This window comes from Nitrosomonas cryotolerans ATCC 49181 (assembly GCF_900143275.1).
GTDB classification, from domain to species: domain Bacteria; phylum Pseudomonadota; class Gammaproteobacteria; order Burkholderiales; family Nitrosomonadaceae; genus Nitrosomonas; species Nitrosomonas cryotolerans.
Genome location: NZ_FSRO01000001.1, coordinates 1,026,371 through 1,043,943, shown reverse-complemented (window position 1 = coordinate 1,043,943; position 17,573 = coordinate 1,026,371). Strand labels below are relative to the sequence as shown.

Here is a 17,573-nt window from a genome sequence, read left to right as displayed (position 1 = left end):
ATGCGCCTTATTTGGTCAATGAATAGTGAAAGTATGTCCATGTTGTTTATAGGGAAATTACCATCACCCATTTTCTTCATCGGACATCAACACCACCTATTTTTTCTCCAGTTCATCCCACCTTGCAAGACAACTCATCAACTCTTTTTCAATACCAGAATATCGTGCCTGTAATGTCCTGGCTTTATCCGGATCGTCACGATAGATATCTGAGTCGCCCAGCTGCAGCGTAATATTTGCCTGCTCCCGCTCTAAAGCTTCAATCATTGCAGGTAATGCTTCCAATTCACGGGTTTCATGATAACTCAGCTTTGCAGTACGAGCGGCATCTTTTGTTGCTTTGGTTTTTAGCGCGGCCGGTCGAGCTGATGCCAGCTTCTGCTGAGGCGTCTCTTTCGCAAAACGCTGCACACGTGCCCAATCCTCATAACCACCAATATATTCACGCAGCAGACCATCACCCTCAAATGCAATGACCTGCGTCACCACGTTATCAAGAAACTCACGATCGTGACTAACCAGAAACAATGTACCCGAATAGTCTTGCAATAAAGCTTCTAGTAGTTCCAGTGTCTCGATATCCAGATCATTAGTAGGCTCATCTAACACCAATACATTCGCGGGACGTGTAAATAATCGCGCCAATAGTAGACGATTACGCTCACCGCCCGATAGTGATTTTACAGGCGACCGAGCGCGCTGCGGTGGAAACAGAAAATCCTCCAGGTAACTAATGACATGTTTCTTTACGCCGTTGATCTCTATAAAATCAGATCCCTGACTGATCGTCTCGGTCAAGGTCATGTCATCGTTCAATTGTTCCCGCATTTGATCAAAATAAGCGACCGATAGTTTAGTTCCCTGTCGCACTTCGCCGGAATCAGGCTGCAACTCACCCAGTATTAATTTCAATAAAGTAGATTTTCCTGCGCCATTGGGACCTAACAAACCAACCCGGTCACCACGCATAATGCGGCATGAGAAATCCTGGATGACCGTTTTATCGCCAAAGTGTTTACTCACCTGATCTAATTCAGCCACCAGCTTTCCGGATCGTTCACCCCTATCAACGCTGATATTTGCAGTACCGGTACGCTCACGGCGGGCAGCACGCTCCAAACGCAGCCGCTCAAGCTGCCGCACCCTGCCTTCATTACGTGTCCGTCGCGCCTGTATCCCCTTGCGTATCCAGACTTCCTCCTGGGCCAGCACCTTATCAAATTTCTGGTTATGAATCGCCTCAATCTCCAGCATCTCTGCTTTCTTACGTTGGTAACTGGTAAAATTACCTGTAAAAGTCTCCAAATGACCGCGATCCAATTCAATAATCCGTGTGGCTACATTATCAAGAAAACGACGATCATGCGTAATCAACAACACACTGCCGGAAAAATCCTTGAGTAAGCTTTCCAGCCATTCGATCGAAGAAAAATCCAGATGATTGGTTGGCTCATCCAGTAGCAATACATCGGGTGACATGACCAGGGCACGCGCCAATGCAACCCGTTTCTTTAAACCACCTGAAAGCTGTCCAAGCAACGCATCGGTCGGCAAATTCAGCTTATCAATAATGGCTTCTACTCTGGCCTGAATACTCCAGCCATCTTGCGCTTCCAGTTCAACCTGCAAATCCTGTAAACGCGCAAGCAAAGCTTCCGTATCGCTCTCCCCTTCGCTTAAAGCATGAGAAACCGCATGATAATCCAGCAATACCCGGCTAATACTGCCTAACCCATTTGATACTTCCTGGAATACGGTATTAGCAGGTTCCAGAACCGGCTCCTGTGACACATACGCCAGTTTCAGGCCAGGCGCATACCATAACTGACCATCATCCGGTTTGATTTCACCTGCCAGCACACGCAAAAGGCTAGACTTGCCCCCCCCATTTCTTCCAATCAGACCCACTCGCTCGCCGGGATCAAGCTGTAAATTAACGTGATCCAGTAATGCGTGATGACCAAACGCAAGGCAGGCCTTTTCTATTGTAATGAGAGGCATAGGGGAAAGTTATTTCGCTTATTCAAGAAGGGCGCAATTCTGTCATGCTTTTCAAGCCTTGGAAAGCGCCTCCGTATGAAAAATGGAGCCGACCGGCTCCATTTCATTAATCTACCATTAATCTACTGAAGTCACATTAATTTTCTTGGGTTGAACCGATTCTCTTTTAGGAATGATAATTTCTAATACCCCCTGTTTGCATACCGCAGATATGGCATCTGAATTGGCCGTATCCGGTAAGCTGAATCGTCGATAAAAAGAACCATAGGTTCGTTCAACCCGCTTATAGTTTTCCTTCTCTGTTTTTGCTTCGGTTTTCTTCTCACCCTTAATCGTCAACACACCTTCTTCCATGCTCACATCGATCTCTTCAGGCTTAACACCGGGAATATCCGCGTGTAATACAAACCTATTCGGGTCCTCCCTGATATCAACAGCAGGTGCCCACTCAGCAGTCGCTGTTGAGCCTTCGACTGCGCTGCGATCCAGTTCCTTTTGTAATTGACTCAGCAATCCCCAGGGTTCATAACGAGTTATAGCCATAATTCCTCCTCACAGATTGAAAATACATAAAAATAAACGCGTAAGCATTCGTTCATGACTCTCTACCTATTCAATTCATTACTGCTCCGCTATTCAAACGATCATGCTCACATCACACTGCATCAAATACCGATCTCATACTTTCTACGCCTCTTATTCAACACCTGAACCAGAGTCCCGGCACCTTAAAGAGGAAACCTACAACAACAAAACAAGATCTCAGTCATCCATATGGGTACGCTTGTTTCTTTTTCAACTGATCCAGAACAATCTATTTGAAAACTATAAGATCAGCTGTCCCAAGCCATGACACGCGTTACCCTGAAAAACGAATCGATTTAAGCAACACAAATACACAATCAATGCTGCTATAGTATAGCGATCTGTACGCAATAAGCGAGTATTGATCAAAATCTGGAGAAATACACAATGAGTATCTTTACGCATGTCACTGTCGGCACTAACGATCTGGATCAAGCCCGTATTTTCTATGATCTTGTTTTAGCCGAGCTAAATATAAAGCGGATCAGCGATCTGGGTGACCGTGGTTCAATCTGGGGAATAGATACGCCGGCCTTTTTTGTACTGAAGCCGGCAAACGGCCAGCCAGCCAGCGTCGGTAACGGCATTACCATCAGCTTTGAGGCCCCCAGCCGAGCGGCTGTCGATGCGTTTCATGCAGCAGCTTTAGCTGCCGGATGCCCCGATGAAGGCGCACCGGGTCCGCGTAACTGGGCACCCAATGCCTACGCTGCCTATACCCGCGATATCGACGGCAACAAATTAGCAGTCTACTGTTTCAAGCCAACCTGATCACCCGCGCAAGACTGAATTCAAAGACACCAGAAACCCCGCCGATCCATATCGGGGTTTCTTTTATACCTGATGATTTGCACAATGTAAGTACGCCACTGTAGAAAACCGGAATCAATAATCGCAATCTACCGGAAAACAGGCTGAAAGCTGCGATTGCAGGCAGTAAGCTATGCCACATGATATCGCCGAATTCAGCACGACGCTGTGGTTCCGCTGTGGTCCCTGTAGCGTAAATACAGCTTACTCACCCATATGCTTATCCTCTGATCTCACCTTCTTCCGCATCCTTTTTCCATAAGGGTCGATTATGTGACCAGGCGTAAAAAATCATATAACTCACCACCATTAAGGCAAAGCCAAGCGCAATCCAGATATCCAGATTATGAATTAGGAATATCTCACGACCAAATGTCAAAGTAGCCATAAAAACAAAATGATAGAGTACCATCCGGTGCGATTCGCGCATCAATCGGATACGCGCCATCTGAGTTAATTCGAAACAAATAATCGCGTAAAAGAATTCGGTCTTCAGCACGCCTTTCAATAAAGAAAAGTCAGTATAAATCAACATACCTCCCTTCACTAACATACTGAAAGCACCCACGATTGTAATCAGACTGGCAAATATCCAGAAAGCCTGTTCAATAATCAGAAATACTCTAAAGACTTTCGATTTTTCCATGTGTTATTTACTCGATATTTCTAATCTGTGGTTAAAAAATGGCTTTAAAAGAACCGTTTGATCCTTGAAATGAATGGCCGTCTCCGCTCTAAATGCGATTTCTGTTTCTCCCTTAATCGTGGTGTATGCTGATTTTTATATCATCCGGCATTTTGTAAAATTGTGGCACAAAACAGAGAATCGGTATGGAAAAATTACCCAGGATGCAGGATGACATTATTAAATAAATCGAGCTTAATACGGGAAGACAGCCTGCCAGGCATCATGCTGATAAATTACGCCGAAAGAGAAGCCAATGCCCTATAGATACAACGAGAACCGTCGTTATCAAACCGGAAAATCTCGTTATAAAGTGACGAGCGGGCACGAGCATAACAACGCATTGCAACGACGGGGTAATATCCCGACTTGATTTACGGAATCGGCAATCTCTGAGTGGCTCTCCACCGGAACGAGAGTTCGCGTTCCCCTCTTTGAGCTATTACACGAGCACGCGTTAGCTCGTCAGCGAGAAACGAGCGTTGCTAAACCTTTTATTAGGCATACGAAGCCTCAATATCAATACTTAGAGCCTCAACCAACTCCACCACGGCGCCCAAATCACATACGAACTGAGCGTGTAATGGTACTGGATAGCTCTTATCAAAAGCGTGAATATAGCAGGGTGTATAAACGATTTTCCCTATATCTTTAGATTCAACATATGGAATAACATAAGGGGGTATTCTGTGCGCTATAGGATGGCGATAACGAGTTAAACCAGCATACCAATCCGTAAATCTCCCTACTTTATTTGCTACGTTTTCAGGTAAGTATTTCTCGAATTCCTTATTGAATAAACCTATATCGTGTTTATTTTTTTCTAGATCCATTTTCTGCTCTAATGCATGGTGATAGGCCAGAAACCAAGCTATATTATCGTTAATACCGGAGCAATTAATTAAAAAAGCATGAAGATTAGCATTGCCTTGTGCCAACACGACTGAATTTGCCTCTTTATTTATTTCAGGCGGAATATTTTCAAAAAAGAACTTCATACACTCTCTTAACATTACAAGTCTTCGTGCAATACCATATACCGCGTGCTCCCTAGCTTCAGGAGGCATTTTCTCAGACATAGTAACGAGTTTTTCCTGAAGATCAAAACACTTCGCGTAAAGTTTTCTACTTTTTAGATGCAGTTTTTCTATTTGCTCTTCCGTGTACATTATTTTGATACCTAACGCTTGAACTCAGGCATGTTTGATCCACTACCTATTTTTTTCATGGTAAAAATGAGTCACCCGCAGCGATTAGTTGCCCCCTCAAACCCACCGGCGAACCTCAGATGTGTACTTGGTGTATTCTTCGGCAAATTTATCCCGCATATAGCGCTCCTCTGGAATAATTTGGAAACGGTTCATATATGCAATGAACACAGGGAGAAACAGCAAAGAAAGGGCACTGCTCAGGTAGAGTCCCCACGCGCATAAAACCAACAAAAAACCCACGTACATCGGGTTCCGGCTATGTCGATAAATTCCACGCACTACCAGGCTGGTCGAACGATCTGGCACGCGTGGGTCCATTGTTGTCCCGACGGATATGAATTCCAGGATTCCAAGAAGAATAATGCAAACGCCGACAACCGCGATCCCAGACGACAGCCAGGTTGCACCGAGAATAGTGAAACTTAGACTCGGCCAGATGCGCGATACGGCCCACATACATGCAGCAACAATTGCCACCAAAACAATCGGTGGAATCTTAAGTTCGAGCACTTTCACGGAATTTCGAGATATGATCATTTCTAGTGCATGACAGCAGAGGAAAAAGCGGTGTAACCCGTTGATAAAGATCTGGGCAGATCAACCAATAAAAAGGAAAACGCCGCATGACAGATAGTAATATTTTTAAACTGAACAAACCAGAGAAAAATGATCTGTTGCAGGAACTACTTCGAGAAGGCGCGCGTAAAATGCTGGCTTTCTACGATTATCCCGCAGAAAACTGGTAACATATCAGAATCATCAGTCCGATTGAATCAGTTTTTGCAACCGTTAGGCTGAGAACAGCTAAAACAAAAAACGGTGGAAGTCGAACAACGACGCTGGCTATGACATTCAAGCTTATGGAAACGGCGCAGAAAAAATGGTTTCGATTGAGAGGCTGCAAATTGTTAGCCGGTGTCGTTTTTAGCGTTAAATTCGTTAACGGCATTAAACAAAATGGAGATCAAAAACAAGTAGCCGCTTGATCTTCCATACATCAGGTTTGACTATAACTCTCAGTACACCACCTGAATATTCCTGGATACAGGACCGTTGGCCGAGGCTGGTTGGACCAGATCAAGGCAAGGAATCCTGATATGAATGACGTAGCTTTGTTGGAATTTACAAAAACTAATACAGAATTATTAAAAAACATTATATAGCGTGTAATTACAATGATTCGATTTATTATCACAACCACATTTTTTTTGGTTATTGGTCTTTTAGGCTACAACTATATTTTTGGTACTGCAGAGGAAAAGGAGCAAGCACAAGAAATTTTCAGTAAAGGTGCTGAAGTTGTGGGCGCTGGTGCCGGTCTTTTAAAATCGGAATATCAAAAATATGGAGATGGTAAGTATGATGGGGCGCTAGATAACATTAGTAATGTCTTAAGCAGACTCAAAGAAGATGATGGTGAGTTACTTAGGGAGATTGATAGTTGGGAAGAAAGAAAAGATGATTGGGATCAAAAGAAAATTGACCTTCAAGAACGTTTAGATGGCGACTTGGACTCCATTAATAAAGAAAAGCTTAAAAAAGCCTTTGCTGCACTAGAAAACGAAAGGAAAATATTGGAGAACGAGGGAAAACAACTAAAAGAGAAAGCGGAGTAATAAGGGTACTGCGTATATGCACAACGCCCTTATTAATTGCCGCTCGAACCAGGACTCGTGAACACGAAAAAATTGTCAGGTCTTGCAATACAATATCCGTGCAGCTCCCTCTCTATACTTCTAACTGAAGACCTCTGCATAACTATGTTTTTGAGCTTTTCTGATTACTTGCAGCATTGATAAATCAAACACTTAAAAACCTTGCCAGCCCGAGATAACCAGTTATGCAGCGGTCTTAACTGTTTCTTAAATTAATGCAAGACGCGACCCTTATGTGCAAACTTATGGAAACGGCATAGAAAAAATGGTTTCGATTAAGAGGCTACAAATTGTTAGCAGATATCATTTCCGGCATTAAATTCGTTAACGGCATTAAACAAAATGGAGATTAAAAACAGGTAGCCGCTTGATCCTCGATACACCAGATTTCACTATAGCTCGGCTATATTTTCGGTTTAATAGAATTAATAAATTCTCTTATTTTGGAACTTTAATATTTCAATAAAAAATCAATGATGCCGCGCAAATTCAATTATTTTAGGAATTTTGGTTATCCATAACTGGTTGAAGGTTCTTGGTACTCAAGAAAGATTATGACAGTATTAGCTGTGTAATATTTTAACCAGATTCCAGAGGTTTATTGAAAGTAGCGACTGGCCGGTCTTGGCCGAGTCAGGTCATTCTTGAGAAAAATTCCCGAGTATTTTAGTCAGTTGAACGAAACCGATCCATAGCTGACTGTGAGATAGTGCAAAATTCAATTTTAACGCCGCAATAACTGGCGCGAGTTACGAACGTCCGGCACCAAAGGCGCGTAGTTAACTGCCTTGGTATATGTCAGATTTAACCTGATTATTTTCCATTGAATCCCAAAACTCACTATCAAGTTTTTTTATTTCGATAGTTTGTTCAATTTGAAGTCCCACTCCATAATCATAAATATATTCAGCTAGTTGTTGGCCATCAATAAGTATTAAGGTGGTTGCGCCATTCAAGCTTTCTGCGTAGGTCACAGCACCTTGAGAAAATGATGACGTAGTAATAAATACACCTTTATTTGATTTTGCAACCGCTAGAGCGCCCACGAATTTCTGAATTTCCTCTCTACCGACACTATTTAGCTGTGAATATCGCTTGGCCTGAATATGAATTCGACCCAAGCCAAGTACATCTTCTTTGATGGTTCCGTCAATTCCACGATCATTTGTGTAAGATGCAACAACACCGGAATGCTTTATTTCACCGCCATACCCCATTTTTTGTAACAAAGAAACCACCAATTTTTCGAACTCGCGTGGTGTTTTGCTCAGAATAGTGTCGATTATCTCCTGATACCGTGATTCCCGAATTTTCTTTGCGGAAGCGTACAGTTCTTCTTGGGGGGTTAAGCTTTCGTCGTTTATTATTAGCTGCGTAATAATTTTTGCTGGTTTATTCTTCTGTTTTTTAGCAACTTCAGCAGCAATGAAATTATTAAGATTTTCGGGGCTAGCTAACTTTTCAATACCGAGAGGGCTGATCTTATAAATACCACGTTTGGGTTTATTCAGAAGACCCGCCATATTCATATAGCTTAGTGCCCAACTTATCCTGTCGTAGAAAATTTTTCCGTTACCAGACTCATACTCCTCGTGGACTTCATCCTGAGACAAACCGAAGCACTCCGCTAGAGGGGCTTCGAATTCACTCAGTTTTAGTTGACCGCGTTCAGAGAGTAATGACAATGCCGGGATTCGAATTTCATCATGCTTGGGAATTGTCACAAAGTATCCTCTGACTTATAACGTTTTGCAAAGGGATGTGGAGCCGCATCGTGGCGAAGCGCCCCAATGAAAAAGAGCAAAAAGTATCAGGTCTTGCGATACAACATTCATGCCGTTCCTTCTCTATATTTTCAGTTATTGCTTACATTAATAAGACCGCTGCATAACTGGTTATCTCGGGCTGGATAAGATTTCTAAGTGTTTGATTTATCAATGCTGCAAGTAATCAAAAAAGCTCAAAAACACAGTTATGCAGCGGTCTTTTAATACAAGACGCGAGCTCTATGTGCTCAAAATCTTTTATCTACTGTTACATCAAACCAAAGGTTTCATGAATTTGCTTGTCCGTATCGAGATCTTTGCAAAAGTCCTCGTAAGCAGTTTTTTACTATTGATTATAAAGGATTAATTTTTCAACTATTGGGGTTTTGCAAAGGGCTCACCCTGTGTCCGTAAAACACTAACAATTAACGGAAGAACAGGGCTATTTAATCCATTTTGATTTGTTCAACACGATTGGTTATGGCCGAGTGTGATTCATATTCTTCAAGCAATGACTGATCCAGCGACTCGTTAGTTTTTCCTGCACACTGTTCTGACGCAAACGGGACGATAGACCAGAGAAATCAACCTGATCCAGCGGTTGATCCTGATTAAAACAGGAGAACACATAGGTCACCTCTCCCGTTTTCGGATCTTGATGTGGTTGCAGGCATTGTGCGCAGATTTCTTTCATCATGCATTGCATGGGAGAGTTAATCGAGCCAATGGCAAAGTGGTCTGCTTTCAGGTACGATTTCAGCTGGCTGTGACGGGCGGCACCAACGGCCGCCATCATGCGATCAGAGCCAATCGCGATAATACGATCCGCTTCTGATAACAAAATAGACTGGGTACCCAATGCGCCACTGCCATAAGCAATCATGGCTTCCACAATATTACCTACGAAACGCTTATCGCCAGGCCGGGTCGGCTCAAAGCCCGGAGATTCATCACAGCACCACACCACCGTATCGGCTGCAGCTTCAATTTCAGCCATTTTATAACGGTCAATCCGTTTTTTATAGCCGGCAAAATACAATACTTTTGATCCCGCCGCACGGGCAGCTGCGCCAATAGAAAACAACACCGCATTACCTAAGCCACCGCCAACCAGTATCACCGTTTCACCCGCCAAAATCTCGGTAGGCGTACCCGTTGGTCCCATCAGCACGACCGGATCACCGGGTGACAGCATGGTACATAAATCAGCAGACCCACCCATTTCCAAAGCGATCAACGATATTAATCCACGAGAAATATCAACTGACGCGCCCGTGAGCGCAATGCCTTCCATCGCCAGCCTGGTTCCACTGGCCATCGTCGCAAGAGTGGCGTAATTCTGAAAACGATAAAACTGGCCCGGACGGAAACGCGCTGCTGCCATCGGCGCATGCACGATTACTTCAATAATATTGGGTGCCAGCCTTTCCACCTTTTGTACAGTGGGGCGCAATTGCTGATTCATGTCTGTAAAAAACTGCGCAGTGGACAGATCGGAGGCCGGTGCCACGCAACCCAGTACCCGGCTGACCACTGGATAGCCTTGCTTGGCGCTGGACATGGCTTTAACCACATTACCCGAATAAGAGGGATGCAGGTCACCAAAGAAGCTGATAAAACGTCCATCCTGGCCATTTTTGTAACGACTCAGCAACACCATTGCTGTCTCTGGCTTCGGATTTCCGTGTGGCGGGTCAACCAGGTTGCCTTCTTCATCACAAGCCGCAAAATAACGGCCATTCAGTTGAAATGTGACGGCATCTTCTCTTGCAAGCACGGTGTTTGGCTGCGTACCGGCGGCAACGAGTAATGCCCGCGCACGCAATTCAGTTTCACCTGTTTTCTGCCATTGCCCTGTTTCATCTAATTTTTGTACCGCAAACTGCACCGATCTGACGTGTTCCCACTGATCGATATGCACCTGCGTTGGCGTTAGACCCTCTGCAAACCAGATGCCTTCTTCCAGGGCTTTTTCTACTTCTTCGTGATTGAGCGTATAAGAAGGGCTGTCGACCAATCGCTTCCGATAAGCAATGGTGGCCCCTCCCCAGGATTGCAGCAATGCCAGTATGCGGGGTACGCGCGCTTCCTGTTCGGCCGCTCTGCGCTCAGCACGAATGGCGCGTGCATGACTGAGAAACTCGTCCGCGATTTCCTGTTCCTCTGCATTCCATACATTCCGAATCGTGGCCTCACCCTGGACTGCCGCCAACATTTCATAACGCTGAAGAAATTTATCTACCTGCCCCGGATAGTAAGCCAATGCTTCGGTTGCTGTATCAATCGCTGTCAAACCACCGCCGATGACAACCACCGGTAAGCGTAACTGCATATTGGCAATAGAATCACGCTGCGCTGCTCCCGTTAATTGCAGTGCCATCAGAAAATCGGATGCCGCGCGTACGCCGCGAGCCAACCCATTGGGCAAATGCAAAACAGTGGGACGGCCTGCCCCCGCCGCCAGAGCGATGTGATCAAATCCCATAGCAAAAGCATCATCCACGGCCAGTGTGCCGCCAAACCGGACGCCTCCAAAAAGCGCGAATTCCGGGCGTCGTTCCAGCAATAATCGGATCAGCTTAAGAAAATTTTTATTCCATCGCACCGTGATGCCGTATTCAGCCACGCCACCAAAACCATTTGGAATCCGCTCATCCAGCTTCTCTTCCAGCCCACTTGCATCTCGAATGGCCTTAAATGGCACACGTTCGCCCAGCTGATTTACACCCGTCATATCCGCTGCCAATGGTTCAATTTTTAACCCATCGACTCCAACCACCGTATGGCCTTCATTCATTAAATGATGTGCCAGCGTGTATCCTGCTGGCCCCATCCCGACAACGAGTACCTTGCGGCCCGTTGCCGGTTTCGGTACAGGTCGGTGTAAATTCAGCGGGTTCCAGCGGGTCAGTAAGCTGTAAATTTCAAAACCCCAGGGTAATGCCAATACATCCTTGAGCGTGCGTGTTTCCGCCTGGGGAATATCCACAGGCTCTTGCTTTTGATAGATACACGACTTCATGCAGTCATTGCAGATACGATGACCGGTCCCGGCACACATGGGGTTATCCAGTACAATCATCGCCAGACTGCCAACAGCCACGCCTTCCGATTTCAGCTTGTGGAATTCGGATATGCGTTCCTCTAGCGGGCAACCGGCAAGCAGCGCACCCAATTCGCTTTTCTTGAACACAGGCGGGATATCCGGTGACTTTGATTTCTCCAATAGCCCTTTTGAACAGGAGTCCTTTCCTTGCTCATGACACCAGATACAATAATTTGCCTCATCCAGCGCACCTGCCAAATCCGTTCCCGGATCGGTCAGTGTAAAACCCTCACGCTGCCGCAGATGTCCAAGCCGATGAACAGGATATCCTGCCGAATGATCCGTATCCAATGATAATAAATGCTGAAAATCCAGCTTGGCCGGAATCTTGAATAAAATTCCGTCCTGGCTATGTTGCTGGCCCGCCTCAGTTCTTAATGCCCAGGCCGCATAATGCAGTGCCATCTGCAAACGCGCCTCATTCTCGGCCTCATTTTCCAGCCACTCAGTAACTTTGGTGGCAAAAACCAACTCGGAAAAAGGTACACCAAATTCATCTACCAGTGCCTGCTCTAATGCAATACCATCTATTTCCAGTAAAGCGGCCTCGCTGACCTTGCTCTTTGCTCGACGCTGTACAAATTGTCGTTTACAGAAATAAAGCGGCGCCAACTCATGGTGTCTTGCGGCCAGCGCCCGAACTTCAGCTTCAATATCAAATAGCCTGGCAACAAAATCTTCCAGCCAGGGCGCCACTTCAATCAATAGCGCAGACTCATCTTTACCCTGCAAGCTATCTGGATGGGCGCGTGCATGACACAATTGGGTATATAAAGCCGCATTACCCTCTTCAAGAAAATCGAGAAATGCCTGATCAAGCTTCACCAAACCATCACGGCAATACAGATCAGCAATAGTCAAACCAAACTTAAGAATCAGTGAAGCTGTTTCAGTTTCTGGCGTCGAGCAAGACGTTAAGTCCAAATTTGTCATAATCAATAAATAATATTTTATAAATCCAACAGGCAGATTATTAGAAATGAGGCCGTTTTATTCTGAATCGACTCTCAGCAGTCCTGATTGATACGCGACGGCACGATCGCATTCATTGGACGAGTGTAATATTCGGCACCAGATTCACAGGCAAACAAGGCGGCATACCCGCATCTCAGATTCGCCATTCAGCTAAGGGCGCACCAGGCGCATGATTAATCATTCAGCCTTACGCTTCCGCTAGCGAAATCATGCCCGCAGCAACCGTATTATTGCTGGCTTCATCAATCATGATAAAGCTACCGGTAGCGTGATTATGTGCATAGTCATCACACATGAGCGGCTGCTGCACCTTAAATCCTACCCGGGCAATGTCGTTCATTTTGAGTGTATCGACTACCTCCTGATCCAGCGTATTGACATCAACCCGATAATCAATTCGATTAATGACGGCTTTAGCCATCCGCGTCGTATGTTTAATTAGATACTTACGCTTGAGATCCAGCGGCTGATCTGAGAGCCAGCACAGCATCGCATCAAATTCTTTGGTAACCCGCGGCAGCTTATCTGTCTTTGCCACGAGATCTCCTCGAGAAATATCCAGATGATCTTCTGTCGTCAAGGTGACTGATCGTGGCGCAACCGCATGATCAATAAAACCCTCATACGTTACAATTTCCTTAATGCGTGATGTCAGGCCAGATGGCAGTATGGTTACAGCATCGCCGGTTCGTATCGAGCCGGATTCAATACGCCCCATGTAACCTCGAAAGTCATGTAACTCTTTGGTCTGTGGTCGACATACCCACTGTACCGGGAAGCGAAAATCATCCAGGTTAATATCGTGATTAATGGAAATATTTTCCAGTAAGTCCAGCAATGTTCTGTTGCTATACCATGAAAGTTTGTCACCCCGTTCGACTACCATATCCCCGTGCAATGCTGACATGGGGATGTATTCGATATTGTGCAGATTGAGTCTCTCCGCAAAAGCAGCAAAATCCTTACAGATGCGATCGAATACCTCTTGAGAATAGTCGACCAGATCCATCTTATTGACTGCTACAACCAAATGTGGAATACCCACCAGGCTGGCCAGGTAAGCATGACGACGCGACTGGGTTAAGACACCTCTACGCGCATCAATTAAGATAATCGCCAGATTCGCCGTTGAAGCGCCCGTGACCATATTGCGTGTATATTGTTCATGACCGGGCGTATCCGCAATAATAAATTTACGCTTAGGTGTAGCAAAATAACGATAAGCCACATCAATCGTAATTCCTTGCTCGCGCTCTGCTTGTAACCCATCTGTGAGCAGGGATAAGTCCACACCTTCCATGCCACGCTTACGTGTCGTATTCGTGATAGAGCTTAATTGATCCTCGAAAATAGATTTTGAGTCATGCAGCAAACGCCCAATTAAAGTGCTCTTACCATCATCTACGCTACCCGCGGTAATAAAACGCAACAGCTCAGTTTGATCTAACGAAATATTTTCAATTGCCGACATTTAAAAACCTTTTGGAAATTCGTATCACCGCAAAAATATAAAAACAAGCTTACCGGATAAACAAAGAAAGTAGCTGAACTGACTGAATACGGTGTTTTTTTCAATCAGTGTTGTCTTGACAAGCATGATGATGCTAGAAATAACCTTCCTTCTTGCGTAATTCCATGGAAGCATCCGATGTTTGATCATCCATACGCGTTGCGCCACGTTCAGTAATACGGGTCATGGCGGTTTCAGCAATAATTTCTTCGATATTGGTCGCTGTCGACTCTACTGGACAAGTACAACTCATATCGCCCACTGTACGAAAACGCACCATGGTTTCTTCTACACGTTCGCCTTCCTCGGGTTCCACCAAATGACACACCGGCAACAGACTCGCGCCACGTCGAATTACTGCTCGCAGATGCGCGAAGTAGATATGAGGCACCTCGAGCTTTTCGCGGGCAATATATTCCCAGACATCCAGCTCGGTCCAGTTACTAATGGGAAAGACACGAATATTTTCTCCCGGATGGGTGCGCGTATTATAAATATCCCAGAGTTCCGGGCGCTGATTCTTTGGATCCCATTGACCAAATTCATCACGAAAAGAAAAAATACGTTCTTTTGCACGCGCTTTCTCTTCATCACGGCGTGCGCCACCGATACAAGCGTCAAAACCGAATTCAGCAATCGCATCTAGCAGCGTTACGGATTGAAATGCATTGCGACTTTGATTTTCTGAGCGCAATACCACTCTACCTTGTTTAATTGATTCTTCCATACTACGCACAATCAGGCGTTCACCCAGCTGTTTAGCGCGACGATCACGAAACTCAATCACCTCAGGGAAATTATGCTCCGTATCAATGTGCATCAGTGGAAATGGAAAGCGGCCTGGTCGAAAAGCTTTTTCAGCTAGCCGCAGCAGCACAACTGAATCCTTACCACCAGAAAACAACAGAACTGGATTGGCACATTCCGCTGCCACCTCTCGCATAATATGAATGGCTTCACTTTCCAGCATATCTAGATGGGTGAAGGGATGGTTGCTCATTCTTTTCTCTCAACTTTTAAAAATACAAATAACCGACAGAGGAGTCACTAAACGGATTCAATGCTCAGAATCGAATTAATAACTGCTCCAACCTATTTTGGTGGGGTAATCTTACCTACATGCAAGCCGCATTCCTTGTTCTCAGGCGTTTCCCACCACCAACGACCAGAACGAATATCTTCACCTGGAGTAACCGCACGGGTACAAGGTGCACAACCTATACTTGGATAAAAACGGTCATGCAGCTTGTTATAGGGCACGTCATACTGTTTAAGATACGCCCATACCGCTGCATGAGACCATTCAAGCAATGGATTCAGCTTTTTCATTTGACTGCTCAGATCATATTCTGAGAGACTCAGGTCACGCCGCGTTGTCGCTTGTTCACGACGTATACCCGTAATCCAGGCACGTTTACCCGCTAGAGCACGGCGCAACGGCTCTACTTTGCGTATATAACAACAACCCTTACGCAAATCTACGCTCTCATAAAAACCATTCACGCCGTGTTGTGCGACATATTCTTCAATTTTCTTATCATTCGGGAAATAAATATGTAACGGTACACTATACCGCTCACGCACTATTTGCATCAAATCATAAGTCTCTTGTGGTAGACGGCCTGTATCGAGACTAAACATCTCTATTTCGAGTTTATATCGATCAATAATATCCGTCAGCACCATGTCCTCTGCTCCCATGCTATTAGCAAAAGCTACAGGGCTGTCAGTGTTCACGACATCTGTCAGAAGGGTAACCACTTCGTCGATTTTTGGTTGTAATTCACTCATTAGCTAAATTATCGTTCAAATTCCCTTACTATTTTACATGATGAAATAAAGGCTATCTTTATCCACTATAATCGGGACAATCTCAGAAAGCCGGTCAGTCTCTTTAACACCCCTTCTCCTGCTTGATCAGGATGCGTGGCAACCGCATCAAAATACATCGACTCACCTAAATAAACAGCCCAACGATCATGCCTGGTAATGCCTGCAATTTAATAAGCAATCAAAGCTGGACTCATTATTTTTCAACGGACGAACCTGCCTCAGAATAATTAGTTTTATCCGCTTGCAAACCCGTAATAAAACACGCCTGCTTGACCATACCGGGTTATTGTTTTCTAGAAATTCACAAGATCTGATTACCTGATATATTATTGGTTCCAATCGTATAAAACAAACACAATATCCAGTATCAGTTATTATCAGGGCAACAAGCAATACAGTCTGCCCTCAGCACAGCATGTGCATACCGAAATTGATATAACCATGACAGCCATTGTCCCATGGTCATTTATTTGGGTCTACCTTTCACGTTTGCATGTGAAACGCAGCGGGATCGTATCAACAAGAAATTCGGATAGTAAACACAGGCTGCCATTTTTTATCCGGTCGGCTTATTATATAAACAACCGGCATGACACTGCCATGCATCTTACACAAACTATCGCATTTCACTGGGTCCGTCATCTCATGATCAGGTAATGAGCTTAATACCGATAAGGATAAGAATAGTGGCTAAAATTGGTCTCAGCACCTGGTCCGGAATTCGCCCACCGATATGACTGCCTAAATATATTCCCGGCAGAGATCCCAACAACAAACTACCCAGCAAGCCAAAATCTACCGTACCCATAAAAACATGGCCCAAGCCTGCCAGCAGGGTCAGTGGCACAGCGTGAGCGATATCACTGCCAACCAGGGTTACAGCAGGCAGGCGTGGATATAGCATAAACAACACAACCATACCCAATGCGCCGGCACCCACTGATGAAATCGTCACCAGGATACCCAGTATCGCACCGGTCATCAGCGTTGCGAACATCAAATGGCGATCACGCCATTCTATCAAAAATCCCAGGTGTGATCGTCCGATACGCGTCAATTGCTGACGGAACAATAACGCTAATGCAGTGAAAATCAACGCCACACCCAAAGTACTGGTGATCAGGCCGGAAAACACCTGAGCATCAACACTCAATGCATTTAAGCTGAGTATGGTAATCAATGCGGCCGGTAAACTCCCCATTGCCAATCGTCCAACCAGCTTCCAATGTACGGTGCCGCGGCGGCCATGCACCCATGCACCACCGGCTTTAGTTAAAGCGGCGTAGAGTAAATCTGTCCCTACTGCTGTCGCTGGCGGGATACCAAATAACATGATCAATAATGGTGTCATCAGAGATCCCCCGCCTACCCCGGTAACACCTACTATAAATCCAACCAGCAGGCCTGACAGGGTGTACCCCCATTCCATATGTTTT

Annotated in this window: 14 protein-coding genes; 3 read left to right on the top strand and 11 right to left on the bottom strand. The window is 45.1% G+C overall.

Going from position 1 to position 17,573, the window contains the following annotated elements; genetic code table 11:
- Positions 1–96: 96 nt before the first annotated feature.
- Complete coding sequence (locus tag BUQ89_RS04610; protein ID WP_028461415.1) at positions 97–2,001, bottom strand: ATP-binding cassette domain-containing protein; 1,905 nt, start codon at positions 1,999–2,001, stop codon at positions 97–99.
- 117 nt (positions 2,002–2,118) lie between these two features.
- Positions 2,119–2,544 (bottom strand): Hsp20/alpha crystallin family protein, encoded by a 426-nt coding sequence (locus tag BUQ89_RS04605; protein WP_028461414.1) that lies wholly within the window; start codon positions 2,542–2,544, stop codon positions 2,119–2,121.
- Between the two features lie 429 nt (positions 2,545–2,973).
- On the opposite strand from BUQ89_RS04605, the gene BUQ89_RS04600 reads away from it, so the two are divergent.
- Positions 2,974–3,357 carry a VOC family protein gene (locus BUQ89_RS04600; RefSeq protein WP_028461413.1) on the top strand — a complete coding sequence of 128 codons (384 nt, stop codon included), beginning with the start codon at positions 2,974–2,976 and terminating at the stop codon, positions 3,355–3,357.
- A 259-nt stretch (positions 3,358–3,616) separates the two neighbouring features.
- Here BUQ89_RS04600 and BUQ89_RS04590 read toward each other — a convergent pair whose 3' ends face one another.
- The 3 genes from BUQ89_RS04590 to BUQ89_RS04580 all read right to left on the bottom strand — a co-directional run bounded on the left by BUQ89_RS04590 (position 3,617) and on the right by BUQ89_RS04580 (position 5,808).
- The gene (locus tag BUQ89_RS04590; protein WP_028461411.1) at positions 3,617–4,042 is read right to left on the bottom strand and encodes a hypothetical protein; all 426 of its coding nucleotides are present in this window, start codon (positions 4,040–4,042) and stop codon (positions 3,617–3,619) included.
- A gap of 536 nt (positions 4,043–4,578) precedes the next feature.
- Entirely contained in the window at positions 4,579–5,250 is a 672-nt protein-coding gene (locus BUQ89_RS04585) for a hypothetical protein (protein WP_028461410.1), read from the bottom strand.
- 96 nt (positions 5,251–5,346) lie between these two features.
- A complete protein-coding gene (locus BUQ89_RS04580) occupies positions 5,347–5,808 on the bottom strand; it encodes a methyltransferase family protein (protein ID WP_028461409.1) in 462 nt (153 codons plus the stop codon).
- A gap of 107 nt (positions 5,809–5,915) precedes the next feature.
- On the opposite strand from BUQ89_RS04580, the gene BUQ89_RS14545 reads away from it, so the two are divergent.
- Complete coding sequence (locus BUQ89_RS14545) at positions 5,916–6,038, top strand: hypothetical protein (RefSeq protein ID WP_425434853.1); 123 nt, start codon at positions 5,916–5,918, stop codon at positions 6,036–6,038.
- A gap of 429 nt (positions 6,039–6,467) precedes the next feature.
- Positions 6,468–6,908 carry a hypothetical protein gene (locus tag BUQ89_RS04570; RefSeq protein ID WP_028461407.1) on the top strand — a complete coding sequence of 147 codons (441 nt, stop codon included), beginning with the start codon at positions 6,468–6,470 and terminating at the stop codon, positions 6,906–6,908.
- Between the two features lie 818 nt (positions 6,909–7,726).
- Here the strand turns inward: BUQ89_RS04570 and BUQ89_RS04565 are convergent.
- The 6 genes from BUQ89_RS04565 to BUQ89_RS04540 form a co-directional block, all read right to left on the bottom strand.
- Positions 7,727–8,671, bottom strand: coding sequence for a restriction endonuclease (locus BUQ89_RS04565; RefSeq protein WP_028461406.1), 945 nt, complete (start codon positions 8,669–8,671; stop codon positions 7,727–7,729).
- 520 nt (positions 8,672–9,191) lie between these two features.
- Positions 9,192–12,752 (bottom strand): FAD-dependent oxidoreductase, encoded by a 3,561-nt coding sequence (locus BUQ89_RS04560; protein ID WP_028461405.1) that lies wholly within the window; start codon positions 12,750–12,752, stop codon positions 9,192–9,194.
- Between the two features lie 229 nt (positions 12,753–12,981).
- Positions 12,982–14,265, bottom strand: a complete 1,284-nt coding sequence (gene cysN, locus BUQ89_RS04555) for a sulfate adenylyltransferase subunit CysN (protein ID WP_028461404.1) — start codon at positions 14,263–14,265, stop codon at positions 12,982–12,984.
- 133 nt (positions 14,266–14,398) lie between these two features.
- Positions 14,399–15,304 carry a sulfate adenylyltransferase subunit CysD gene (gene cysD, locus BUQ89_RS04550; RefSeq protein ID WP_028461403.1) on the bottom strand — a complete coding sequence of 302 codons (906 nt, stop codon included), beginning with the start codon at positions 15,302–15,304 and terminating at the stop codon, positions 14,399–14,401.
- A 92-nt stretch (positions 15,305–15,396) separates the two neighbouring features.
- Entirely contained in the window at positions 15,397–16,095 is a 699-nt protein-coding gene (locus BUQ89_RS04545; RefSeq protein ID WP_028461402.1) for a phosphoadenylyl-sulfate reductase, read from the bottom strand.
- A gap of 691 nt (positions 16,096–16,786) precedes the next feature.
- The gene (locus BUQ89_RS04540; protein WP_028461401.1) at positions 16,787–17,566 is read right to left on the bottom strand and encodes a sulfite exporter TauE/SafE family protein; all 780 of its coding nucleotides are present in this window, start codon (positions 17,564–17,566) and stop codon (positions 16,787–16,789) included.
- Positions 17,567–17,573: the final 7 nt, after the last annotated feature.